A 24,073-nucleotide genomic window follows, 5' to 3' on the forward strand; every position below is an offset into this window, starting at 1 on the left:
GACTGTTATTTTCCCTTTGCATACCGGAGGCCTGGCATGAGCAACCAAGGCGAATATCCTGAAGATGGTGAGATCGGGAAGAACGAGCAACACGATTTCAGCCTCTCCCGTCGGGATCTGTTAAAAGCAAGTGCCGCAGCGGCGGCGACCGCAGCGGTGTATCCCTGTTCTGCGCTGGCGGAGGGCGAGCCCGCCGTGACGCCCGCGCCGGAGATGATGCCGGTGACGTTTCGCGTTAACGGCGAGGAACAGCAGCTGGAGGTGGATACCCGCACCACGCTGCTGGATGCGTTGCGCGAGAACCTGCACCTGACCGGCACCAAAAAAGGCTGTGACCACGGGCAGTGCGGGGCCTGTACCGTCATCGTTGACGGGCGCAGGATCAACGCCTGCCTCACCCTGGCTGTGATGCAGCAGAACGCCGAGATCACCACCATCGAGGGGCTGGGCACGCCTGACAATCTGCACCCCATGCAGGCCGCGTTTGTCAGGCACGATGGCTATCAGTGCGGCTACTGCACGCCGGGGCAAATCTGCTCCTCGGTGGCGGTGCTGAAAGAGATTGAGGCCGGTATTCCCAGCCATGTCACCCTCGATCTGGTCTCCCCTCCCGAAATGAACGCGCAAGAGATCCGCGAGCGCATGAGCGGCAACATCTGCCGCTGCGGCGCGTACGCCAATATTCTCGCCGCCATTGAGGACGTCGCCGGAGGGCAGAAATCATGAAAGCCTTCACCTATGAACGGGTACAAACTCCTACCGAGGCTGCCGCCAGCGCCCAACGCACGCCTGGCGCGAAATTTATCGCCGGCGGCACCAATCTGCTGGATCTGATGAAGCTGGAAATCGAGACACCTACCCATCTGATCGACGTGAACGGCCTGGGACTGGATAAGATTGAAGCCACCGACGAGGGCGGTCTGCGCATCGGCGCCCTGGTACGTAATACCGATCTGGCCGCCGATGAACGCGTGCGTCGTGACTATGGCGTCCTCTCCAGAGCCCTGCTGGCCGGGGCGTCTGGTCAGTTGCGCAACCAGGCCACCACGGCGGGCAATCTGCTGCAGCGCACGCGATGCCCCTATTTCTACGACACTAACCAACCCTGCAATAAGCGCCTTCCCGGCAGCGGCTGCGCGGCGCTGGAAGGTTTTAGTCGCCAGCATGCGGTCGTAGGCGGGAGCGAAGCTTGTATCGCCACCCATCCGGGCGATATGCCCGTCGCGATGCGGCTGCTGGATGCGGTGGTAGAGACCATCGCCGCGGACGGAAAAACGCGCAATATTCCCCTCGCCGACTTCTATCGAGCGCCGGGGAAAACGCCCCATATTGAGACCGTGCTGACGCCAGGGGAGCTGATTACGGCCGTTAGCCTGCCGCCGCCCGTGGGCGGACAGCACATTTACCGTAAAGTCCGCGATCGCGCTTCTTACGCTTTTGCGCTGGTTTCGGTGGCCGCGATTGTGCAGCCAGACGGCACGGGTCGCGTCGCGCTGGGTGGTGTTGCCCATAAACCCTGGCGGGTGGCGCAGGCCGATGCGCAACTCTCGCAGGGCGCGCAGGCGGTCTATGACGCGTTGTTTGCCGACGCTCACCCGACGCCTGAAAACAGGTTCAAACTCACCCTGGCGAAGCGAACGCTTGCCTCCGTGCTGACAGAAGCGAGGGCTCAGGTATGAAATTTGAGAAACCGGCAGGGGAAAACCCAATCGATCGGCTGAAGGTGGTCGGACAGCCCCACGACCGTATCGACGGCCCATTAAAAACCACCGGCAAAGCGCACTATGCCTATGAATGGCATGACACCGCGCCCAATGCGGCCTATGGCTATGTGGTCGGTTCGGCCATCGCCAAAGGTGATATTGCCGCCATTGACACCCAGGCTGCGAAAAACGCGCCGGGCGTGTTGACGGTGATTACGGCCAGTAGCGCCGGCGCGCTTGGTAAAGGCGAGAGAAACGCGGCCACGCTGCTGGGCGGCCCGAAGATAGAGCACTACCATCAGGCCGTTGCGCTGGTGGTAGCCGAGACCTTTGAGCAGGCCCGGGCGGCGGCCTCGCTGGTGGAGGTTCAGTACCGACGTGAAAAGGGCGCCTGGTCGCTGGCAGATGAAAAACCCGCCGTTAACCAGCCGCCAGAGAAGACGCCTGATAAAAACGTCGGGGATTTTAACGCCGCCTTTACCGCCGCCGACGTGAAGCTGGACGTCACCTACACTACCCCTGACCAGAGCCATATGGCGATGGAGCCTCATGCCTCTATGGCCGCCTGGGATGGCGATAAGGTGACCTTGTGGACCTCCAATCAGATGGTCGGCTGGTGTCGCACCGACCTGGCGGCGACGCTGAAAATCCCCGAGGAGAACGTGCGCGTCATCTCCCCTTATATCGGCGGCGGCTTTGGCGGCAAGCTGTTCCTGCGAAGCGATGCCCTGCTGGCTGCGCTGGCGGCCCGCGCCCTGAAGCGCCCGGTAAAGGTGATGCTGCCGCGACCGACTATCCCTAACAACACCACCCACCGTCCGGCGACCATTCAGCATATCCGCATCGGGACCGACAAGGCGGGAAAAATTACCGCTATTGCCCATGACAGCTGGTCCGGCAATCTGCCCGGCGGCACGCCGGAGACCGCGGTGCAGCAGACCGAACTGCTCTACGCGGGTGAAAATCGTCACACCGGCCTGCGGCTGGCAAAACTGGATCTGCCCGAGGGTAACGCCATGCGCGCCCCCGGCGAGGCACCGGGCCTGATGGCGCTTGAGATCGCCATTGATGAGATGGCGGAAAAAGCCGGTGTCGATCCCATTGAATTTCGTATCCTCAATGACACCCAGGTCGATCCGGCCGATCCGGGTCGCCCCTTCTCCCGTCGTCAGCTTATCGAGTGCCTGCGCACCGGGGCCGAAGAGTTTGGCTGGAAGCAGCGCAACGCGACGCCCGGTCAGGTTCGCGACGGACGCTGGCTGGTGGGCATCGGTATGGCGGCCGGCTTTCGCAATAATCTGTTAGAAAAATCCGGCGCCCGGGTGCATCTGGACGCGGACGGCAACGTGACGGTGGAAACCGACATGACGGACATCGGCACCGGGAGCTATACCATCATAGCCCAGACGGCGGCAGAGATGATGGGCGTGCCGCTGGACAAGGTAACGGTGCATCTGGGTGATTCGAACTTCCCGGTCTCTGCCGGTTCGGGCGGCCAGTGGGGCGCCAATACCTCCACCTCGGGGGTCTATGCCGCCTGCGTGAAGTTACGCGAAACCATCGCCACGCATCTCGGTTTTGATCCCGACCAGGCGCAGTTCAGCGACGGGAAGGTAACCAGCGGTTCGCGCAGCGCGGATATCCGCGAGGCCGCAGCCAACGGCACGCTGACCGCCGAAGACAGTATCGAGTTTGGCGATCTGGATAAGCAGTATCAGCAGTCGACCTTTGCCGGCCACTTTATCGAAGTGGCGGTAGATGTGGCGACGGGTGAAGTCCGGGTCCGCCGCATGCTGGCGGTGTGCGCCGCAGGCCGGATCCTGAACCCCAAAACCGCCCGCAGCCAGGTGATTGGCGCGATGACCATGGGGCTCGGCGCGGCGCTGATGGAAGAGCTGGCGGTGGATACCCGTCTGGGATACTTCGTCAACCACGATATGGCGGGGTATGAAGTGCCGGTTCATGCCGATATCCCGGAGCAGAAGGTGATTTTCCTCGACGATACCGATCCCATCTCCTCGCCGATGAAGGCCAAAGGAGTGGGCGAGCTGGGGCTGTGCGGCGTCGGGGCTGCCATCGCCAATGCGGTGTATAACGCAACGGGCGTGCGGGTGCGGGAGTATCCCATCACCCTCGATAAGCTGATCGATACGCTACCCGATGTGGTGTAAGGAGAAAGGATGCTGCAACGCGCTGCGCTGACTGAACAGATTATCCCCGAGCAGGCCTTTATCACCGACGACAGCGTGGCGGTGCTGCGCTTCGCGGCGGAGGCATTCACGGCAGGCATAGCGGTAGCGCTGGTGACGCTGGTGGAGATCCGCGGCGGTGCCGCGAGACCGCTGGGGGCGCAGATGGCCGTTCGCGAGGATGGCCTCTATTGCGGCTTTGTCTCCGGCGGCTGCGTGGAGGCCGCCGCTGCATATGAGGCGCTGGAGACCCTCGCCTGCGGCGCAGACCGCCAGGTGAAGTATGGCGAGGGTTCGCCGTGGTTCGATATCGTGCTGCCCTGCGGCGGCGGTATCACGCTGAACATCCATAAAGTGCGCTCGGTTCAACCGCTGCTGGCGGTGCTGAACAGCCTGGCGCAGCGTAAACCGGTGGGACTGCGTTATCACGCCTCGTCACAGTCATTGCAGTCCGCTCCCTGGACAGCCGCGACAGGCTGGCAGGATGACCTGTTCGCGCAGGGCTATCGTCCCTGCCCCCGGCTACTGATCTACGGCGGTTCAGTGGAGGCGCAGGCCACTGCAAATGTGGCGCAGGCGGCGGGGTATGAGGTGCACTGCAATCCCCCCACGGTTGAGCTGATGGACGCGGACACGGCGGTGATTTTGCTCTGGCACGATCAGCACAAGGAACTGCCGGTGTTACAGGCCGCGCTGGCGGCGGCGCCGTTTTATATCGGCACCCTTGGCAGCCAGCGCACCCACCAGCGGCGGGTGGATAAACTGCGTGAACTGGGCTGGGAGGATGGGGATATCGCGCGGATTAAGGCGCCGATCGGGATCTTTCCCCGGGCGCGGGATGCGAACACGCTGGCGCTGTCGGTGGTGGCTGACGTGGCAGCGGTAAGGGCGGGGAAAGGTCACATGGGGTGATGGGTTACAGGGTTTAATCGGGAGCCAGATAATGATAGATATGATTAGTTTTATGCGCCCCCACTTCTGTGAAGACACTGTGAAGAAATGTCCAGTCTTCAGAAGGCTAACGGGAGTTTACAATGAAGTTCGTCAAGATATGGAAGATAAAATTACGGTAAGAATCTATGCTTGGCTCTTATTAAGTGCCAATATATATCTATTGGCACAATATTTAGTTAGATAGAATGCTATTGCGTGAGGTTACCAAGTTTAAACTCATGGAATTTATTGTTAACTTGATAATATTGCGCAGTTAAAACAATAGATAACACACCGACCAGAACTAAAACCACCGCCATTACCATTAGTGTGATCATTGCGTTATTATTCCTGTCGATTGCCCACGAAAGCTCTTCTTTTTTATCTTTATCTTCTGTCATAAGATAGTCACATGCACTGGCTAATATCGACTTGCTATCACGGTTAATCTTCTTGCAATCTTTTTTTAATAAATAACGACCTGCCTGAATATCGTAAATATTAGATTGTGAAATTAAAACCTTTTCATTTTCTTGTGAATAAAATGCATGATTGTATTTACTTTCTTTCAATGAAGACATTATTGCAATGAATATAAGCATGCATACAATCCCTATAAAACCGGCTAACAACGCGTCAATTAACTTTAACTTTTTTAAGCCAATGGGAGGGGCAAATCGCAGTAACTTAAAATCGCCACGAGAAAGGATACCTTGTGATATTGCCTGTAATACTAGTTCAGCATCGTTTTTGTTAGTAACATTAATACCATGATGAAGTTTCAATAATTGCAAGTCTAAAAGATAATCATCCAGCTTTTTGAATGCTCTGCTTGATGCTTTTATCTTTAATGGACTGAGCACAAGCCGAAGAATTAACCCCCAGCCACCAGAAACTATTAATGCAATGATCACCAGTGAATATAATGTTTTTTGTATTAAGTCAACGACTGATTCAATTGATAGAGACATTTTCTTTCCTTAAAGATCTCGCTGGAATTCGGAGATATTAATATGAATTATGTGAACTACTATACTAACATTATCATTTTTCATCTGCCTTTATAAATCTTATTTCTGTAAACTATAACAGCAGGGTTTGATTCTCAACGTTAAAATAAGCAAAGTGAATAAAATTTGATAAAATATATTAATTAGAATGGTGCCGTTAATAATGGTTATTACATTCTGCCCCCTTCTGAACAACACCCTTCTTTGCAAGGAACAAAGCAAAGCCTGAACAATCCCACTCAAGAACCTGATTAATCGCTTTACTTATTGTCTTGCGCGGATCATTCCTGTAAAGACACGGTACAGTCCGGCGTTTCACCCCTGGCTTTGAAGGAAATGGGAGGATGGGAGACTCTGGAAATGGTTCAGCGATACGCGCATTTATCTGCCGGTCATCTGACCGAACACGCGAGCAAAATTGACGAAATTATAGGTCTCAATGTCACAAATACGGCACAAGAGGAGAATGTGGTTTATATAAATTCGAGGTAACTATTTGATATTTCTGGGACGATAACAGGAACCAATAAACAACGTTATGTCAATGATTTTAAAAGGAAAATTAATATCTAAGAATAAAATTATACACATCGCTATACACATTGGCGCTAGCGTTCATTTTCTATACTCAAACACTGTAAGTAAAAATCTTTTTTGCATTTAACTGTTCACACTGTTCACCTCACTATTTTCTTTTTTTAAATCATAATATTAAGTGGTGATGAGTGGTGAAGAGTGAACAGTCAACTCTTCACCTTTAAGATTTTACGCTCATGCAGAATGCGCCCGGTGAGGCGATAAGGGGATAAAAGTTTTGTTAGGTTTGACTGTTCACTCTGTTCACCTTTCTATTTTTTATAATAATTTCATATTGTTAAGATGTGATCCGACGGTGAATGGTGAACGGTCGATTGTTCGCCTTATGCGGTGGACAGATATAAAAAGACCGACGATTGCCGGTCTGAGGTGGGTTATGTCGCTGCGGATTCATCGCATTTCGGCAGCCAGTCGCCGTTGCTGTCCTCCCTGAACGTCAGGTTAGTCTGTGTCCCCTGCTTAATGTGCCGCTTCTCATAATTCATCCCGTACTCTTTCAGCATCATCGGTAGTCCCAGCCCGAACATCTTCAGGCTCAGAACGTGCTTATACCCGTTGGCCTCCATATAGACCAGATAAGCGTGATAGAGATAGTTACGGGGCTGTCGCGGGATGATATTGGCATTGCCCATAAACATCCCGTTTGACTGCGGCAGCGTTTCCAGATAGCCGCAAAAATCAAATGTCGGGTCAGCATCGTGCTTGATGCTGAGTGCCTCGTCGGAGTTCTGCTGTGACTGGAGCAAGGTACGCGCGGTCATCGGGTCGCCGAACTGCTGCATAAGCTGGCGCACGATGACGGCCAGCTCCCGTGCAATTTTGTCCTTAAGCTGCGGGGCGCTTGTCCGCGCGATGAAGCTGAAAATGCTGGCGCACAGTGGCGTACTTGAGAGTGAGGCTGCGGCGGCGATTGGTTATGTGGCGCCAGAAAAAGCCATCATGAACGAGGTGGCCGCATGGCTGAAAGATGCCATTCAGGCGTGTCACATCCGTCTGAACGATGAACCCGTCCTTTACCGCACCGGCCTGTCGGCTGAGACACTCCCACACATGAATACGACCCGGGCATCCACCCCGACTGCCCGCTATAAATTCCACCAGGAAATGCGCGAGCGAGAGGAAGACCTGAAAGCGCGGGGGCTGCTGTAATGATGCGCTGTCCGTTCTGCCAGAATGCCGCCCACGTGCGGACCAGCCGTTATCTGTCAGATACGGTTAAGCAGAGCTTTCACCAGTGCGTAAATGTCTTCTGTTCGGCTTCCTTCCGCACGCTGGAATCCCTCGACAGGGTGATAAGCCCGCCAGCGGAGAAAGAGGAGGAGACACCGGCTCAGGTAAACCCCGCAGCCCCCCCCGGATTGCAGACCGCGCGCCTATCCGTGCGTCACTGAGGAGAACAGGATGAGTGAGATGACACTGGCGCAGGTTTTTGAAACCTGCCAGATAAATAAAAGCACCTGGCTTACCCGTAAAAGTGAACTGGCGGAAGCTGAGCGGGAGTATCAGGAAATATTTGTTGCCGAGAATGAAAGCGGCTCCCCGTCACTGCAAATGCTGCGCGATATCATTGATGTGAATAAATGTGAGGTGAACCAGAGTGCCGGGCGCTATATCCGTTCGCATGAGGATATGCAGCGCATCAGCATCCGTAACCGGCTGGATGATTTTATGGTGTCGCACGGTGCTGAACTGGCCGCCGCGCTGGCACCTGAACTCATGGGCTATAACGGGCAGCACAGCGCCGTAAAACAACGCGTCATGCAGCATTCCGTTGAGTATCTGCGTGAAGCCCTCATGGTCTGGCTGGACAGAGGCGAAAAAATTAATTATTCAGCACAGGACAGTGAATTATTAACGGCTGCCGGATTCAGGCCTGACGCGGCTTCGCGGGCAGATAACCGAGAAAAATACACCCCTGTACAAAATCAGAATTACGTGAACAAACGCGCTGAACTGACCGCCCGGTAGCCCAGAAAATAATACCCGAAAACCCCGTCATTTTTACAGAAACAGCCATGCATGCATCAGGTGCATGGTTTTGCATGCGCTTTAACCCCCTCAAAACTCTCTCCCGCGCCAGCCCTGCTGCGGCCTGAGCCCACTAATGCACCTGCATTAAAAGCGACACATCAAGCGGGCAGGCGTGGCGGGGAGAGCATTGCGCGCGTGTAAAAGTTATTATTTTTATTCTATGGCTATCCAAGATAGCCAGAATCGTTGCCTCTCATCAAAAACATCATCATTAATTCATTAAATAAAATTAAAACCTTATACCAAGCAAGCATAATACTTCCTATTCATTAGGTGTTACTCAATTCACACCCAATGATTAAAACGACTCACTTTAAAAATAAATTATTATGTTTTGATATTCTCAAGCCCCAATTTGCTGAAGAAAAGCATCTTTAGATATTCTCTGACCGGCTTGCACCGCATCCGCAATTATGCTTAATAAAATATTCTCTTCAGCAGCAGAACCTGCCTCCATAAGCTTACTAGTCAACGCCTGAATAGTTTCTTTGTTCTCCTGCGACGTATTCCCATAACTAGTGTACTTATATGCAAACCTTAGGAGACCACATTTTTCAATGGTCTTTCTTCCTTTTTCTGTCAATGGGAAGTAGTAGCCTGCTATTTCCACAACACTTATATGCTCATTGTAATCATCAAAATGCGGATGAACGAATTTATAGTCCTCACTATTTACCGGAAATGTTCTCCTCCGATTATTCCTCAACACTGTCTTATCTCTTTTTTCATTATTGCAGTCTTTGCATGAAACACACAAATTGAGTGGCTCAAAAATAAATCTTGGATGACTGCTTTTAGGTATAATATGTTCGGCATCCCAAGATGCATTATGGTTTACTTCCAGTCGCTGTTTACAATATGGGCAGGTGTAATCCTGACTGACTATATAGTGATCTTTTATTGCCTTTTTTATATTAATTATAGAAACTTCATCGCTATCCCAAACGTGGCCATTTTTATGTTCTTCAGGCAGGGCATTAAAACTGCGATACGTTTCAGCATCATCACCTACATAATTAATGGGATTCATTGGCATTATCCTAGTCTCGCAATGACTTTACTAGCAATTGTAATGAGCTTATATACAGGGTCAGTTGAGTCCAAACTCTTTCTCAGCGAGATTATATTTTTTATTTCCAACATTTTATCATCACTCAGAAACTCCTCAGGGCTAGTCAAAAAGCTTATAAGAACCCGTGTAAGATATTCATTTTTATACCCTGGAGCAGAGAAAAGATTTGCCAGTTGAAAATCAGATGATCTCTTTATATATTCAACAGCATCTAAAAGCTCATCATTCTGAATGGTGTATATATAAGAACCGACTGGGTTTAATTTCGATACCATTTGCGGAGAATGAGTTGCTATAACAAACAAACATGAGTGATATCTTTCAAAGATTTTCATGAGCAACGATATATATCGCTCCTGCCACTCTGGATGCAAACTTATTTCCGGCTCATCGATTAATATTAATGTGTTATTAGAAATATTTGCAGCTATACCTAGTAATGAGAGGAGTATACATTGTTCACCTGAACTAGCAAACCGGAGAGACATCCAACCAAAATTAATCTTTTCTATCTTGAAATCAATTAATTTAATTAAATTAAACTTCAAAAGAAGGCTAATTATTCTGTTAATATCGTAACTGCGCTCATACTGGTTTCTAATATAAGCTAACTTACCAATAATCAGGCGTACTCTGAAGTTATTATTGCTATCAGCAGAACCACTTAATAAATGAAGATAGCTTTCAATATCTTCAAACTCTTCATCAGTGCATTCCAGTTGTTTTTCTTCTGAACCGGAATTTTTTATAAAATAACTATACTTACCAAAAAGGGTTCTTTGTTTGTACACTTTTGAGTGTGTGGTGTTAAGTTTAAATATATATTCAACCTCTGAGCTTGCGCCTAGAAACTCCAATATTCTTTCTATATCACCGTCATTCTTATTATGATAATCAAGTAACCCTAGCGAAGCTGAACTTATTAGTGACAAGATTGAGTTTCCTGCACCGCCTCCCTTGACACCAACGTAGTTATATTCAATTTCTTTAAATACCGTTCTAATCGGGAATTTATCGAATGGGCTTGTCGATACAGCAATGACATTGTCATAGTTGTAATACTTAGCTTGATTCACCAAGTTAACGAGCAAACGACTCTTACCCTCTCCATTTTGACCTAATACAACAATCGTACTGTTTTTTTTGGTTTTCAAAATCCTACCAAGAATATTTTCCTTACGCCTTTTAACCAATTCCATCTAATATTTCCTTACTATAAAATTGAAGCATGCTACGTCTTTTCTCCAAATATTGGGCGTGATTATATGTGCCCCGTATACTGTTTTTATCAACATGTGCCAATTGCATTTCAATCCATGAACTCTCAAATCCTTGCTCGTGTAAAATTGTGGAAAGTGTATGCCTAAAACCATGAGCAGTGACACGTCCGGCATATCCGATATGCTTAATAACTTGATTGATACTTGCTTCACTCATCGGCTTGTTCGGATCGTTCCGCCCCGGGAAAACATAACGGTAGCTCCCTGTCATGAGCTTGAGTTCGTTAAGTAAATCTAACGCCTGAGTAGACAATGGCACAAGATGCGGCCTGCGCATTCTCATCCTTTCAGCAGGAATTTCCCAAATAGCGTTATCTAGATCAAATTCTGACCACAAGGCCACACGTAATTCGATTGTCCTCACGCCCGTGATCATTAGTCATTTCGTGGCTTTCTGGACAAGCTTACTTCCAGTGTAACCCTCTAAGGCACGCAGGAAATCAGGTATCTCATCAGCTTTTAGGAACGGGAAATGATTTGATTGATGCACTTCGAGAGCGCTTGAGAGATCAGCAGCAGGATTGTACTCCGCCCGGCCCGTTGCAATTGCGTAGTGAAACACTTCGGAGCAACGCTGCCGCACTTTACGCATTTTCTCCAACGCACCACGTTTCTCAATTTTACGCAGAACGTTCAGCAGCGCTAACGGTTTAATCTCTCCCACCGGCCTTGTTCCGACATAAGTAAAAATGTCCTTCTTAAACGCTTCCATGATGTCTGATGCATATTCTGCCGACCATTTAGCAGATTTAAGTTGATGTCACTCTCTGGCTATCCTTTCGAAAGCGTTTCCTGACTCTGTTTATAGGGCCAGCTTTTGCTATTTTCGAACTTAGATAGGGTTCTTTCCTTCTGCCACAAGTTTTCGAGCTTCATCACGACGGGATCAAGCATCGGCAAGGGTGATCGTTGGGTAAACACCAAGCGAGATCATTTTGGGTTAACCAGCATAGCGATAGCGGAACCGCCAGCTCTTGCTTCCATTAGGTTCTATAAGCAATGACAAGCCTTGCCCATACCAAGCGTATAGTGTTTATCTTCAGGCTTAGCGCGGCGAATCTGCATATCGTTTAAAGGCAAGTGTATAGGAATCCAGGACCGGACAGGAACATATACACAATCCTATACACATTCTGTATCAGATTCTACTGGATGGTTACGGACGATAATGATCTAAAAAACAATAAAATCTTTATAAATCAGGATGTTTATGGATGATTACAGACGTTCGGGGAAGTTGAAATGGTGCCGATAATAGGAGTCGAACCTACGACCTTCGCATTACGAATGCGCTGCTCTACCAGCTGAGCTATATCGGCTTTCAGGAGTGGTACTGCGGTGTAAAAGGGTAAGAAAAAGTGCCCACCTCGTCAACCCCTTGACTTTTAGTTGGCGTTTTTTACAACACCATGAGCAAAAAAATTACCAAAAGAAGGGTTATCTCTCACTGTTGGCTCCTGTTGGCCCACCCGATCGGCTCATCTCCCCTCTTCTTCTCAGAATCGTCTATCTTCAGTTTTAACTTCTTAAAATCAAGCCCCGCCAGAACAGGTCGATACTAACAGAGACCGGAACAGAGAAAAGCCTGAGAGAGTGGGTGAATGATGCATAAATTTTTTGTCTCCGACGACATAGCCGACGCGGATCTTGAGCCGAAAAGAACGGCCAGCTTTATCAAACGTGCCCTGCTGCTGATGGTATCTCTGCTGGCGATGCTGTTTATCGTCGCCATCATCGCGTTGCTGACCATCGTGCGCAATATCAACGAGGACAGCGATAATCATAGCGCCATGCTGCTGGAAAAGGCGATCCATAACCGCATAGATACGCTCACGACCCATATCAAAGATTATGCCTGGTGGGGAGAAGCCTACCAGCATCTCCATCCGAGGGTGGATATCGACTGGGCCTATACCCGTCAGAATATGGGGGCCACCCTCTGGCGCGATTTTGAGTACGAAGGGCTGTTCGTGCTGGATGGCAGCGGGCAAACCCGGTACAGCGTGATAAACGGCACGCTGGAAACGCGCTCAGTGCAATCCTGGCTGGGGGACGATCCCCTCCCCGAACTGATGCAGAAAATGAACCGGCCGGACACTATGCCATTATCCAGTACGGTGGTGATGAAGGATAGCCATCCGGCGCTGGTGGCGGCGGCGCGGATCACTGCGGGTGAAGACACCACTATCCCCGTTATCCCCGGCGCAGCCTCGGTGCTGGTATTTGTGGACCTGCTGGACGAGCGTAAGCTCACCGCGCTGGGTGAGGAGTACGGCATCGCCCAGACCCGCGTACAGCAAAAAGACGCCCCGAAGCTGGCAGGACGACGCGGTGTAGCGACGCTTCCCGTGGATGGTCAGCTGATCACCCTCGAGTGGAAAAGCGAAAATCCGGGGCGGGAGTTGCTGCGCTATATCCTGCCGTTGCTGATCCTGCTGGCGCTCTGTACCGGTATTCCCGGCGTGATGCTGGGACGCAACGCGCTCAAAAAGGCGCGTATGTATGACGAAAATACCTATCTGCTGGCCCAGAACCGTCTTGCGCTCGCTGCCAGTGAACGACGCTTTCGTGACGTCGCCGAGGCTACCACCGACTGGCTTTGGGAGACGGACACCGGGCTGCGTTTTACCTGGCTTTCTGAGCGTTTTCCCGGCATCACCGGCCACAGTATATCGGCATGGATCGGTCGTCCGCTCAGCGAGTTGATGGAAGCAGAAAACCAGTCGCTGGCGGAGTGGATCACTCTTCCCGGCCAGACGGGACATCGTCGCCTGCTGCACTGCCGCTACCTTTCGGCGATGGGCCACCAGCGCTACTGTCACATTGCGATCAAACCTGTTATCGCGCCGGAGGGGATAACCGGCTATCGCGGCACTGCCACGGACGTCACCCTTGAAGTTGAGGCCCAGGCACGCGTGGAATATCTCTCCCGGCACGACGATCTCACCGGGCTACCCAACCGGGTGCGCATGCGCGAGTTTCTGGAGGGGAAACTGCGGGCGCAGCCTACGCTGCTGCATCCGCTGGCGATGCTTAGCCTCGATCTTGATAAGTTTAAACCGGTTAACGATCTGTTCGGTCACGGCGCCGGCGATAGCGTGCTGCACGAGGTCTCAGCCCGGTTGCGGGGCTGTATCCGCGATTACGATCTGGTGGCGCGCCAGGGCGGGGACGAATTTATACTGATTATTTCCGACATTCACGATCGGAAGTACATTGATACCCTGTGCGAACGCATCATTGCCGAGCTGACGCGCCCCTTCCTGATCAACGGGAATGAGATTGTGATCGGGGCCAGCATTGGCGTTGCTATCGCACCGCATGATGCCGTCGACGCGAGCGAACTTCTGCGCTTCTCGGACATCGCGCTATACAAAGCCAAAAGCACCGGGCGCAACAAGTGGGTGTTTTACACGCCGGAAATGGCCGAACAGATGGTGCAGCGTCGCGAGATGGAAGAGAGCCTGCGCGACGGGATTAAAAAAGAGCAGTTCCGTCTGGTCTATCAGCCGCGCTACGATCATAACGCTTCACGCATTATTGCCGTTGAGGCGCTGGTCCGCTGGGATCATCCTGAATTTGGCCTGATCATGCCGGATCAGTTTATCTCCCTGGCGGAAGAGACGGGGCTGATTATCCCTCTTAGCGACTGGGTGCTGAAAACCGCATGTCGGGACACGCAGCAGTCGCTGGACGGTCTCTCCGTGTCGGTGAATATCTCTGCCGTCGAGTTCCAGTCCTGGCAGGTGGTGGACCGTATTAAAGATGCGCTCCGGATGTCGCAGTTAGATCCGGCCCGGCTGGAGATCGAAGTTACCGAAAATGCCACCCTGTGGAACCCGGAAAACAGCCTCGAAATCATGCTGGCGCTAAAAAAACTGGGCGTGAAGCTGCTGATGGATGACTTCGGCACCGGTTACTCCTCCCTGAGCTACCTGCGTAACTTCCCGTTCGATGGCATCAAGCTGGATAAATCATTTATCGACGGCATGCCGGAGAGCGACAGCGCCAATACCATCGTCGAAAATATTATCGGTCTGGGTAAAGCGTTCTCGCTGAGTATTACGGCTGAAGGGGTGGAAACCGAAGAACAGCTGCAAAAGCTGATGACGATGGAGTGCGATGAAACCCAGGGCTATTTAATCAGCAGGCCGCTCAGCCTGGCGGCGCTACAGGAACAAATCACCGCCCTGGATGCGGCGGCACAGGAACGGGCAGGCCAGAATAGTCAGGGATAGCGCGGGCAACAGCGTTGGCTGCCCGCGCGGGCGATTACGCGCGAATGGTGTCGTCGCCAAAACCGATCCACTTATAGGTGGTGAGCGCTTCCAGGCCCATCGGACCACGGGCGTGCAGCTTCTGAGTGCTGACCGCCACCTCCGCGCCCAGACCAAACTGACCGCCGTCGGTAAAGCGGGTAGAGGCGTTGACGTAAACTGCAGAGGAATCCACTTCGTTGATAAAGCGATTCGCATTGCTGAGCGTACGGGTAAGGATCGCATCTGAATGCTGGGTACCATGTTCACGAATGTGCGCGATGGCGTCGTCAAGATCGGTAACCACCTTCACGTTCAGATCCAGCGACAGGAACTCGTCGTCATACTGCTCTGCTTTCACAGGCTCAACCTTCGCCGGGCCGCCCTGCAGCTGTGTCAGCGCATTCGCATCGGCGTGCAGGGCCACGCCGCTTTCCGCCATCTGCTTGCTCAGGGCAGGCAGGAAGGTGGCGGCGATGCTCTGATGTACCAGCAGCGTCTCCACCGAGTTACAGGCACTCGGACGCTGGATTTTGGCGTTAACGATAACCTTAAGGGCCGGTTCGAACTCGGCGGTGTCATCCACAAAGATGTGGCATACGCCGATACCGCCGGTGATCACCGGGATCGTCGACTGCTCGCGGCACAGCTTGTGCAGACCTGCGCCACCGCGCGGGATCAGCATGTCGATGTATTTGTCCATGCGCAGCATTTCGTTGACCAGGGCGCGATCGGGATTTTCAATCGCCTGAATCGCACCAGCCGGCAGACCGCACTCTTCCAGCGCCTGCTGGATCACTTTTACCGTGGCGGCGTTGGTGCGCCAGGTCTCTTTCCCACCGCGCAGGATGGCGGCGTTGCCGGTTTTCAGGCACAGCGAGGCGACATCAACGGTCACGTTCGGCCGCGCTTCGTAGATCACGCCGATTACCCCCAGCGGCACGCGGCGACGTTCGATGCGCAGGCCGCTGTCCAGCAGCCCACCGTCAATCACCTGCCCGACCGGGTCGGCCAGACTGCATACCTGGCGCACGTCGTCGGCAATGCCTTTCAGGCGCGTGGGGTTTAATGCCAGACGATCGAGCAACGCCTCGCTCAGGCCGTTGCGGCGGGCTTCTAAAAGATCCTGCTCGTTCGCGAGCAAAATCTCATGGGATTGCGCTTCCAGATACTCTGCGATTTTTTCCAGCACGCGGTTTTTCTCGCGGCTGGAAAGGAGCGCCAGTTTGTACGAGGCGGCTTTGGCAGCAGCGCCCATTTGTTCCAGCATATCCAGCTCCTTAACGGGTGATCATATCGTCGCGATGGACAGCAACCGGGCCGTACTCATAGCCGAGAATGGCATCGATCTGCTGTGAATGGTGGCCTGCAATGCGGCGCAGCGCGTCGCTGTTATAGCGGCAGACGCCGTGGGCAATATCGCGCCCTTCCAGGTTGCAGATACGGATCACTTCACCACGGGAGAAGTTACCTGTCACGCTTTTAATTCCTTTTGGAAGCAATGAGCTGCCTCTTTCCAGAATAGCGGCGGTGGCGCCTTCATCCACGGTAAGCTGGCCGGCAGGGGGCGCGCCGAAGATCCAGCGTTTGCGGTTTTCCAGCGGGGTGGCTTCGGCATGGAAACGGGTGCCTACCGAAATACCTTCCATCACATCGCCGATGACACCCGGACGGCTGCCCGCTGCGATGATAGTGTCGATCCCGGCGCGGCAGGCAACCTCGGCAGCCTGCAGCTTGGTGCCCATACCGCCAGTACCGAGGCCAGAGACGCTGTCCCCCGCAATGGCGCGCAGCGCGTCGTCAATACCTTTTACGTCGGTGATCAGTTCGGCCTGTGGGTTGGTACGCGGGTCGGCGGTGAACAGCCCCTGCTGATCGGTCAGCAGCAGCAGTTTATCGGCCCCCGCCAGAATCGCGGCCAGCGCCGAAAGGTTGTCGTTGTCGCCGACCTTAATTTCCGCGGTGGCGACCGCATCGTTTTCGTTAATGACCGGCACAATGTTGTTATCCAGCAGCGCACGCAGGGTGTCGCGGGCGTTGAGAAAACGCTCCCGGTCTTCCATATCGGCGCGGGTAAGCAACATCTGCCCGACATGAATGCCATAGATAGAGAACAACTGTTCCCAGAGCTGAATCAGACGGCTTTGCCCTACCGCAGCCAGCAGCTGCTTAGAGGCGATGGTGGCCGGAAGTTCGGGGTAACCCAGGTGCTCACGTCCGGCGGCAATCGCCCCGGAGGTAACGATCACAATACGGTGCCCTGCGGCATGCAGCTGGGCGCACTGGCGCACCAGCTCAACAATGTGGGCGCGATTAAGGCGGCGCGATCCGCCTGTTAACACACTGGTACCGAGTTTTACCACCAGCGTCTGGCTGTCACTCATGATTCTCTGCCGTTCAACAATAGGAAATGATATCAATCAGACGTTTTATCAGGACTGGGGCCCGTTGCCAACCGCCATTACGCAGAGGCATCCACTTTGTTGCGCGGGATCAGGAAGCGTAGCGGCAGAATTTGACGGTTTTATTACTGAAATAAAAAAATACAGTATTTTAAACTTATTCTGGAATTGTCATAAAACGTTCATTTCATCACGTTAAAACCCTTCCTGTTTTTTCACGGAACAAAAGCATGAGCTTACTGTTCAGCGAATATTAGCGCGTATAAATAAAACCAGGATTGAAAATGAAAAAGAGTACTCTGGCATTAGTGGTAATGGGCGTTGTTGCTTCCGCATCTGTTCAGGCAGCCGAAGTGTTTAATAAAAACGGCAATAAACTGGACGTTTACGGAAAAGTCAAAGCGATGCGTTATATCAGCGATGATGATGCCAAAGATGGTGACCAGACTTATGTGCGTTTCGGCTTTAAGGGTGAAACCCAGATTAACGATCAGCTGACCGGTTATGGCCGCTGGGAAGCCGAATTCTCCGGTAATAAAACTGAAAGCGATGCTACACAAAAAACCCGTCTGGCCTTTGCCGGTATTAAGCTGAAGGATTTTGGCTCAATCGATTACGGTCGTAACCTCGGCGCGCTGTATGACGTTGAAGCCTGGACCGATATGTTCCCTGAGTTCGGCGGCGACTCTTCCGGACAGACCGACAACTTCATGACCAAACGCTCAAGCGGCCTGGCAACCTACCGTAATACCGACTTCTTCGGCGCCATTGATGGCCTGGATCTGACCCTGCAATATCAGGGTAAAAACGAAGGTCGTGAAGCCAAAAAACAGAACGGCGACGGCTTTGGTACCGCTCTGACCTATGATTTCGGCGGCAGCGACTTTGCGATCAGCGGCGCCTACACCAACTCTGACCGCACCAATGCCCAGAACCTGCTGGCGCGCGGCGAAGGTGAAAAAGCCGAAGCCTGGGGTACCGGTCTGAAATATGACGCTAACAATATTTACCTGGCAGCCATGTACACTGAAACGCGTAATATGACACCAATCTCCGGTGGCTTTGCCAATAAAGCGCAAAACTTCGAAGCCGTTGCGCAATATCAATTTGACTTTGGTCTGCGTCCATCCCTGGGTTATGTCCAGTCGAAAGGCAAGGATATTGAAGGTATCGGTGATGAAGATATCGTGAAATATATCGACGTTGGTGCGACCTACTATTTCAACAAAAATATGTCCGCGTTTGTTGATTATAAAATCAACCAGATTGATGACGACAATCAACTGGGTGTGAGCAGCGATGATATCGTTGCGCTGGGTGTGACCTACCAGTTCTGATTCAGTCCAAAAAAAACCCGGCGCTGTATAGCCGGGTTTTTTATTGTCTGTTTTTCGCGCCGGGCGTTAAGCCGTCAGTTTCACCGGTTCATTGGTGAAATCATCCGCAGGTTCGAGTTTAAGTTCAAACGTTGCCAGCAGCGTACGGGCCTTTTCATGGAATTCACGCAAGGTGTGCTCAAGGCGCTGGATCACTTCTGGATCCTTAATGGCCATCGCCTGCCAGTGACCCTCTTTATTGAACAGGCCAAACTGATAGTTGTAGGTGAAGCGTGACTCCTCTGCTTCCATTTCCATCCACCATCCCCAGAATTCGCGCTTTTCCGGCGCTGGCTTTACGTTAACGCATACGGCCAGGCAATCGAAAAAAAAGCGATTCTCTTCGCACTGCTCTTCGCGGATGTAGGGGCCAAGAGCCATAAACTTCTTGATCATCCTACTTTTCGGATGTCCACTCGGTAACGTCATTGCGATCTCCTTTTGTGAAGCCACTGTTTTACCAAACCCTAAAAAATTAGCAATCTCTTAACACAATCTCTGATGGATCCAACGCGTGATCTGCTGCAATGCTTTGTCAAAATTCTGGTACACCGGGCTGAACGGCACCTCCAGCAGTTTGCCATCCACAGATGACGAGGTGATTAATCGGGACTCCTCTTCCGGGCTGAACGGATCGTTTTTCCAGAAGCCAGAGAGCATTGGCGTGGGGCAACGGCGGCCCAGCAGCCCCTGCGTTTTCAAAGAGTATCGATTGAGTTCTATGCGCAGCGCCTCGTCCGAGGCATCGTGCATGCCAAGCCGGCTGGCCAGCACATCAAGATACATTTCCGGCACATTGCTCTGGCGGGCAGGTTCGCTTAGCAGGGCATGAACAACCGGCCCCAGACAGGCTACCGCTTTCAGGCGTGAAGATTCCAGATAGGCCAGACGGACAGCGACATTGGCACCAAAACGGAAGCCAAACGCCGCCACGCGGGTATGATCCACCCACGGATTTTGCTCCAGCGCTTTCAGCGCATGCTGATGAAGCAGGCTGGAATCCTGGGTCAGTTTCCATTTGGACGAGAAGCCAATAGAGGGCATGTCGAGGGTCAGCATCGCCAGCCCTTTTGGTGCAAGGTAGCGCTCATACATGCTGTAATAATCGGTTTGCAGGGAGTCGAGGCCGCCACACATCATCACCGTCGGGAAAGGCCCCTCCCCCGCAGGCATATGCAGAAAGCCGGTCACCGCCGGGCCGCCAGGGACGGTGAAGTTGATTTCACGCATCCGGCCAGGCAGGTGCTGCGCCGCCTCCTGATAGGCGCGGTTCGCCAGTGCCTGGGCCTGCTCCGCCAGCTCATCGCCTTTCAGGTGCGGGTAAGCTGCAATGCTGTAAAGGTTAGAGGCGTGCAGCCAGTGCTGGCCGCTTAACAGGGGATCCTCCTCCTGGCTGGCCTTTTGCTGCCAAATCATCGCCTGTGTTGCCCATTCGTAAATCCAGTTGCCGCCGCGGTAGCCCACCACAGTATCGTACAGGTCGCTGTCGGTACGCTCGGCCTGGCTCATGACGATACGCGCCTGTACATCGAGAATTTCGCGGGGATCGATGCCGCGCCAGATCCACATCAGGCGGTTAACCATGCGATACCAGTGCGGGATATTTTTGCCATCCAGCGCCGATTGCACCGACGGTTGTACGCCGCTGTTAAAACGACGGACCAGCGTCGAAGTTTCCTGGTGCTTGAATTTGGGCTTGAAGAGAATTTCGCTGAGATTCGCCTGGGACATTGCGCGCTGCCTCTATAGATACGTCAGAGGAGGCCATTGTAACGCGCCAACGGCGAAAAAAATAACGCCCGGCATCACCGGGCGTTAAAAAAGCAGGATTAGCGGCCAGAAATCGGTGGGACGAATACCACACCCATATCCCATGGCTGTTCGATCCAGGTATCCTGGGGAATATCAATCACATAATCGTCAACCAGCGGCTTACCAGCCGGTTTAGCGAAGATAGTGACGAAATGCGCTTTTGGATACATTTCGCGGATGGCAACCGCCGTACCGCCGGTATCAACCAGATCGTCAATCACGATGAAACCTTCACCATCGCCTTCAGCGCGCTTCAGCACTTTCAGCTCACGCTGGTTGTCGTGGTCGTAGCTGGAGATGCACACGGTATCGACATGACGAATACCCAGCTCACGTGCCAGCAGAGCCCCTGGTACCAGGCCGCCGCGGCTGACAGCGATAATGCCTTTCCACTGTTCGGATGGCATCAGGCGTGCAGCCAGTTTACGTGCATGAATCTGCAACATGTCCCAGGTGACGATGTATTTTTCGCTCATGTGAATTGTCCCAGCCTGTGTTTATACGGCTTAAAAAGTGTTCGAGGGGGAAAATGGTTGCGCGAGATTATAGAGATCTGAAGCACTAAAAACCAGTGCTAAGCGGTTACAGCGGGAGTTTTTACTTGCTAACCCCTACCAGCCGACAGAGAAAGTGGTATTCTCAAACCCACCTCGCAAGTCTGACTTGTGGTAACTCTAAACCTGCTAACCCCGTGACCTGCAAGATTGTCTGCAGGATATCGACAAGGAGACTTACTGTGTCTGAACTGTCTCAACTATCGCCGCAACCGCTGTGGGATATGTTTGCCAAAATCTGCTCCATTCCTCACCCGTCTTATCACGAAGAACAGCTTGCCGAACACATCATGGGCTGGGCGAAGGAAAAAGGGCTGCATGCCGAACGCGACCAGGTTGGCAACATTCTGATCCGTAAAGCTGCCACTGCGGGCATGGAAAACCGTAAACCGGTTGTGCTGCAGGCGCACCTGGACATGGTTCCGCAGAAGAACAACGACACCGTTCACGATTTCACCAAAGATCCGATTCAGCCGTACATCGACGGCGAGTGGGTTAAAGCCCGCGGCACCACTCTGGGCGCGGATAACGGCATTGGCATGGCCTCTGCGCTGGCGGTGCTGGCCGATGAACGCGTTGAACATGGCCCGCTGGAAGTGCTGCTGACCATGACCGAAGAAGCCGGTATGGATGGCGCATTTGGTCTGCAACCAAACTGGCTGCAGGCAGATATTCTGATCAATACCGACTCCGAAGAGGAAGGCGAAATCTATATGGGTTGCGCGGGCGGTATCGACTTTATCTCCACCCTGCCACTGACCCGCGAAGCGATCCCGGCCGGATTCCAGACCTTTAAGCTGACGCTGAAAGGGCTGAAAGGTGGCCACTCCGGCGGCGATATTCACTTAGGCTTAGGCAATGCCAACAAGCTCCTGGCCCGTTTCCTTGCCGGTCATGCTGCCGAACTGGATCTGCGTCTGGTGGATTTCAACGGTGGTACGCTGCGTAATGCTATCCCGCGTGAAGCCTTCGCTACCGTGGCGGTTGCCGCAGATAAAGCCGATGCGCTGAAAAAGCTCTCCTCCGCTTATCTGGATATCCTGAAAAACGAACTGGACGCCAAAGAGAAGAATCTGACCCTGGTTCTGGAAGCGGTCGCCAGCGATAAAGCAGCACTGACTGAAGCGTCCCGCGACAGTTTTGTTCAGCTGCTGAACGCCACGCCAAACGGCGTGATCCGCAACTCAGACGTAGCGAAAGGCGTGGTAGAAACCTCGCTGAACGTTGGCGTAGTTACCATGGGTGATGACAGCGCAGAGATCATCTGCCTGATCCGCTCCCTGATCGACAGCGGTAAAGACTACGTGGTGAGCATGCTGGAATCTCTGGGCAAATTGTCTGGCGCGAAAACCGTCGCCAAGGGCAGCTACCCGGGCTGGCAGCCAGATGCGAGCTCACCGGTGATGGCGCTGGTGCGTGAAACCTATCAGCGTCTGTTCAACAGCACTCCGAACATTCAGGTGATCCACGCCGGTCTGGAGTGCGGTCTGTTCAAAAAACCGTACCCGGATATGGACATGGTTTCCATCGGGCCAACCATTACCGGTCCGCACTCCCCGGATGAGCAGGTTCATATCGAAAGCGTGGGCCATTACTGGACCCTGCTGACGGAACTGCTGAAAGCGATTCCGGCTAAGTAAGGTGCGGCCTGATGCCCGGCGGCACTCTGTTTGCCGGGCTACGGATAGCCCCCGATGAAAGGCCCGGTAGCCTAAGCGCTACCGGGCTTTTTTACAGTCCCAGCACCAGCTGCCGCTCCAGCTGCGGATCCAGCAGCGTGACGTGTAACCCCACCAGCCGAACCCCGCGCCCTGCCCGACGCTCTTCCCAGGTTTTCTTCGCGGTGGCAATCAAGTCATCTTTGTTCAGCCGCGGCCAGACGTGCTCCTGGGTAGTTTGCTGAAAATCGTTAAACTTCAGTTTTACCCCCTGGCGGGCAATCAGCAGATCGGGTTTAACCTTCGCCAGCCGCCGTTCCAGTTCAGGATAAAGCTGTTCAACAATGATGGCTTCGCAGTCTGCCCACTCATGAATATCTTCGGCCAGGGTTCGTTCCACGCCTACCGATTTACGCAGCCGCTCACTGTTGACGTTGCGCTCATCAATGCCCTGGCTTCGCTCCCACAGCACCCGGCCAAACTTACCAAAGCGCTTAAGTAACATGCCCAGATCGCTGTTCTGCACATCTTCGCAGGTGCGCAGCCCCATCTTCTCCAGCTTTGCCGCAGAGACTTTACCTACGCCCGGGATCTTGCCGAGCGGCAGCGTTTTGATAAACCCCGGCACCTCCTCAGGAGTGATCACATACTGGCCGTTGGGCTTATTGAGATCCGAGGCGATTTTGGCGAGAAATTTTACCGGCGCGACACCTGCCGAGGCGGTGAGCTGCAGTTCATTGAAAATCGTCTGGCGGATCGCCTGAGCCATCAGCGTGGCGGAGCCGTGGCAGTGCAGGCTGTCGGTAACATCAAGATAGGCTTCGTCCAGCGACAGGGGCTCAATCAGGGAGGTGTAGCGGGAAAAAATTTCGCGAATATGGCTGGAGGCTTCTTTGTAGGCATCGAAACGCCCCGGTAATAGGGTGAGATGCGGGCAGAGTTTTAACGCCATCGCGGTTGGCATGGCGCTGCGCACGCCAAACTTACGCGCCGGGTAATTCGCGGTACTGATCACTCCGCGTTGTACACGGCTGCCACCGATGGCTATGGGGATATCCCGCAGCGCCGGATTATCCCGCATCTCCACCGCAGCAAAAAAACAGTCCATATCGACATGGATGATTTTGCGCATCGTATTCACCACACCTGTAATTCCATCCAGTATAACAAAGTACAAAAAATGCGTCAGCAGTTTTACTG

The 24,073-nt window shown here is 52.9% G+C and carries 19 protein-coding genes, 1 tRNA gene and 3 pseudogenes; 11 read left to right on the top strand and 12 right to left on the bottom strand.

What is annotated here, in order from left to right:
- Positions 1 to 36 precede the first annotated feature (36 nt).
- Genes paoA through MXM41_RS17075 form a run of 4 tightly spaced genes read left to right on the top strand, consistent with a single transcriptional unit; the run spans position 37 to position 4,804 of the window.
- Positions 37 to 726 carry an aldehyde dehydrogenase iron-sulfur subunit PaoA gene (gene paoA, locus MXM41_RS17060; protein WP_325933248.1) on the top strand — a complete coding sequence of 230 codons (690 nt, stop codon included), beginning with the start codon at positions 37 to 39 and terminating at the stop codon, positions 724 to 726.
- The gene (locus MXM41_RS17065; protein ID WP_325933250.1) at positions 723 to 1,679 is read left to right on the top strand and encodes a xanthine dehydrogenase family protein subunit M; all 957 of its coding nucleotides are present in this window, start codon (positions 723 to 725) and stop codon (positions 1,677 to 1,679) included. The genes paoA and MXM41_RS17065 overlap by 4 nt, the downstream gene beginning before the upstream one ends.
- Positions 1,676 to 3,874, top strand: coding sequence for an aldehyde oxidoreductase molybdenum-binding subunit PaoC (gene paoC / locus MXM41_RS17070; protein WP_325933251.1), 2,199 nt, complete (start codon positions 1,676 to 1,678; stop codon positions 3,872 to 3,874). Before MXM41_RS17065 ends, paoC begins: the two co-directional genes overlap by 4 nt.
- Before the next feature lie 9 nt (positions 3,875 to 3,883).
- A complete protein-coding gene (locus MXM41_RS17075; protein ID WP_325933252.1) occupies positions 3,884 to 4,804 on the top strand; it encodes an XdhC family protein in 921 nt (306 codons plus the stop codon).
- A gap of 230 nt (positions 4,805 to 5,034) precedes the next feature.
- Here MXM41_RS17075 and MXM41_RS17080 read toward each other — a convergent pair whose 3' ends face one another.
- Entirely contained in the window at positions 5,035 to 5,796 is a 762-nt protein-coding gene (locus MXM41_RS17080; protein WP_325933253.1) for a hypothetical protein, read from the bottom strand.
- A 339-nt stretch (positions 5,797 to 6,135) separates the two neighbouring features.
- Between MXM41_RS17080 and MXM41_RS17085 the strand changes: the two are divergent.
- Positions 6,136 to 6,327: pseudogene (locus MXM41_RS17085) on the top strand (integrase); the annotation flags it as partial.
- 479 nt (positions 6,328 to 6,806) lie between these two features.
- Here the strand turns inward: MXM41_RS17085 and MXM41_RS17090 are convergent.
- Positions 6,807 to 7,268: pseudogene (locus MXM41_RS17090) on the bottom strand (winged helix-turn-helix domain-containing protein); the annotation flags it as partial.
- Between MXM41_RS17090 and MXM41_RS17095 the strand changes: the two are divergent.
- Genes MXM41_RS17095 through MXM41_RS17105 form a run of 3 tightly spaced genes read left to right on the top strand, consistent with a single transcriptional unit; the run spans position 7,228 to position 8,400 of the window.
- Complete coding sequence (locus MXM41_RS17095; RefSeq protein ID WP_325933256.1) at positions 7,228 to 7,581, top strand: hypothetical protein; 354 nt, start codon at positions 7,228 to 7,230, stop codon at positions 7,579 to 7,581. The pseudogene MXM41_RS17090 and the gene MXM41_RS17095 sit on opposite strands and share 41 nt — an antisense overlap.
- Positions 7,581 to 7,823, top strand: coding sequence for an ogr/Delta-like zinc finger family protein (locus MXM41_RS17100; RefSeq protein ID WP_325933258.1), 243 nt, complete (start codon positions 7,581 to 7,583; stop codon positions 7,821 to 7,823). The genes MXM41_RS17095 and MXM41_RS17100 overlap by 1 nt, the downstream gene beginning before the upstream one ends.
- A 10-nt stretch (positions 7,824 to 7,833) precedes the next feature.
- On the top strand, positions 7,834 to 8,400 hold the full coding sequence (locus MXM41_RS17105) for a phage polarity suppression protein (protein ID WP_325933260.1): 567 nt from the start codon (positions 7,834 to 7,836) through the stop codon (positions 8,398 to 8,400).
- Between the two features lie 406 nt (positions 8,401 to 8,806).
- On the opposite strand, the gene MXM41_RS17110 is transcribed toward MXM41_RS17105, so the two are convergent.
- From MXM41_RS17110 to MXM41_RS17125, 4 genes and pseudogenes are all read right to left on the bottom strand, one after another.
- A complete protein-coding gene (locus MXM41_RS17110; RefSeq protein ID WP_325933261.1) occupies positions 8,807 to 9,493 on the bottom strand; it encodes an HNH endonuclease in 687 nt (228 codons plus the stop codon).
- A 5-nt stretch (positions 9,494 to 9,498) separates the two neighbouring features.
- Positions 9,499 to 10,734 carry an AAA family ATPase gene (locus tag MXM41_RS17115; RefSeq protein ID WP_325933262.1) on the bottom strand — a complete coding sequence of 412 codons (1,236 nt, stop codon included), beginning with the start codon at positions 10,732 to 10,734 and terminating at the stop codon, positions 9,499 to 9,501.
- Positions 10,721 to 11,895 (bottom strand): annotated as a pseudogene (locus tag MXM41_RS17120) (tyrosine-type recombinase/integrase). Before MXM41_RS17120 ends, MXM41_RS17115 begins: the two are co-directional and overlap by 14 nt.
- A gap of 163 nt (positions 11,896 to 12,058) precedes the next feature.
- A tRNA-Thr gene (locus tag MXM41_RS17125) sits at positions 12,059 to 12,134 on the bottom strand.
- Positions 12,135 to 12,416: 282 nt separating this feature from the next.
- Between MXM41_RS17125 and MXM41_RS17130 the strand changes: the two genes are divergently transcribed.
- Positions 12,417 to 15,053 carry an EAL domain-containing protein gene (locus tag MXM41_RS17130; protein WP_325933263.1) on the top strand — a complete coding sequence of 879 codons (2,637 nt, stop codon included), beginning with the start codon at positions 12,417 to 12,419 and terminating at the stop codon, positions 15,051 to 15,053.
- Positions 15,054 to 15,087: 34 nt separating this feature from the next.
- On the opposite strand, the gene proA is transcribed toward MXM41_RS17130, so the two are convergent.
- Both proA and proB read right to left on the bottom strand, forming a co-directional pair.
- Positions 15,088 to 16,341: a glutamate-5-semialdehyde dehydrogenase gene (gene proA / locus MXM41_RS17135; protein ID WP_325933264.1), complete on the bottom strand. Its 1,254-nt coding sequence runs from the start codon at positions 16,339 to 16,341 to the stop codon at positions 15,088 to 15,090.
- Positions 16,342 to 16,351: 10 nt separating this feature from the next.
- Positions 16,352 to 17,455: a glutamate 5-kinase gene (proB, locus tag MXM41_RS17140; protein ID WP_325933265.1), complete on the bottom strand. Its 1,104-nt coding sequence runs from the start codon at positions 17,453 to 17,455 to the stop codon at positions 16,352 to 16,354.
- Positions 17,456 to 17,757: 302 nt separating this feature from the next.
- Between proB and phoE the strand changes: the two genes are divergently transcribed.
- Positions 17,758 to 18,810 carry a phosphoporin PhoE gene (phoE, locus tag MXM41_RS17145; RefSeq protein WP_325933266.1) on the top strand — a complete coding sequence of 351 codons (1,053 nt, stop codon included), beginning with the start codon at positions 17,758 to 17,760 and terminating at the stop codon, positions 18,808 to 18,810.
- 66 nt (positions 18,811 to 18,876) lie between these two features.
- On the opposite strand, the gene crl is transcribed toward phoE, so the two are convergent.
- The 3 genes from crl to gpt form a co-directional block, all read right to left on the bottom strand.
- Complete coding sequence (gene crl / locus MXM41_RS17150; RefSeq protein WP_103823954.1) at positions 18,877 to 19,278, bottom strand: sigma factor-binding protein Crl; 402 nt, start codon at positions 19,276 to 19,278, stop codon at positions 18,877 to 18,879.
- A gap of 57 nt (positions 19,279 to 19,335) precedes the next feature.
- Entirely contained in the window at positions 19,336 to 20,580 is a 1,245-nt protein-coding gene (gene frsA / locus MXM41_RS17155) for an esterase FrsA (RefSeq protein ID WP_325933268.1), read from the bottom strand.
- Between the two features lie 98 nt (positions 20,581 to 20,678).
- A complete protein-coding gene (gpt, locus tag MXM41_RS17160; RefSeq protein ID WP_032616685.1) occupies positions 20,679 to 21,137 on the bottom strand; it encodes a xanthine phosphoribosyltransferase in 459 nt (152 codons plus the stop codon).
- Between the two features lie 260 nt (positions 21,138 to 21,397).
- Here gpt and pepD point away from each other — a divergent pair, with 260 nt between their 5' ends.
- Positions 21,398 to 22,855 (top strand): cytosol nonspecific dipeptidase, encoded by a 1,458-nt coding sequence (gene pepD / locus MXM41_RS17165; protein WP_325933269.1) that lies wholly within the window; start codon positions 21,398 to 21,400, stop codon positions 22,853 to 22,855.
- 91 nt (positions 22,856 to 22,946) lie between these two features.
- Here pepD and dinB read toward each other — a convergent pair whose 3' ends face one another.
- A complete protein-coding gene (gene dinB, locus MXM41_RS17170) occupies positions 22,947 to 24,005 on the bottom strand; it encodes a DNA polymerase IV (RefSeq protein WP_325933271.1) in 1,059 nt (352 codons plus the stop codon).
- Between the last annotated feature and the right edge of the window lie 68 nt (positions 24,006 to 24,073).

This window comes from Leclercia adecarboxylata, assembly GCF_035787115.1.
In the GTDB taxonomy this organism is placed as follows: Bacteria; Pseudomonadota; Gammaproteobacteria; order Enterobacterales; family Enterobacteriaceae; genus Enterobacter; species Enterobacter adecarboxylatus_E.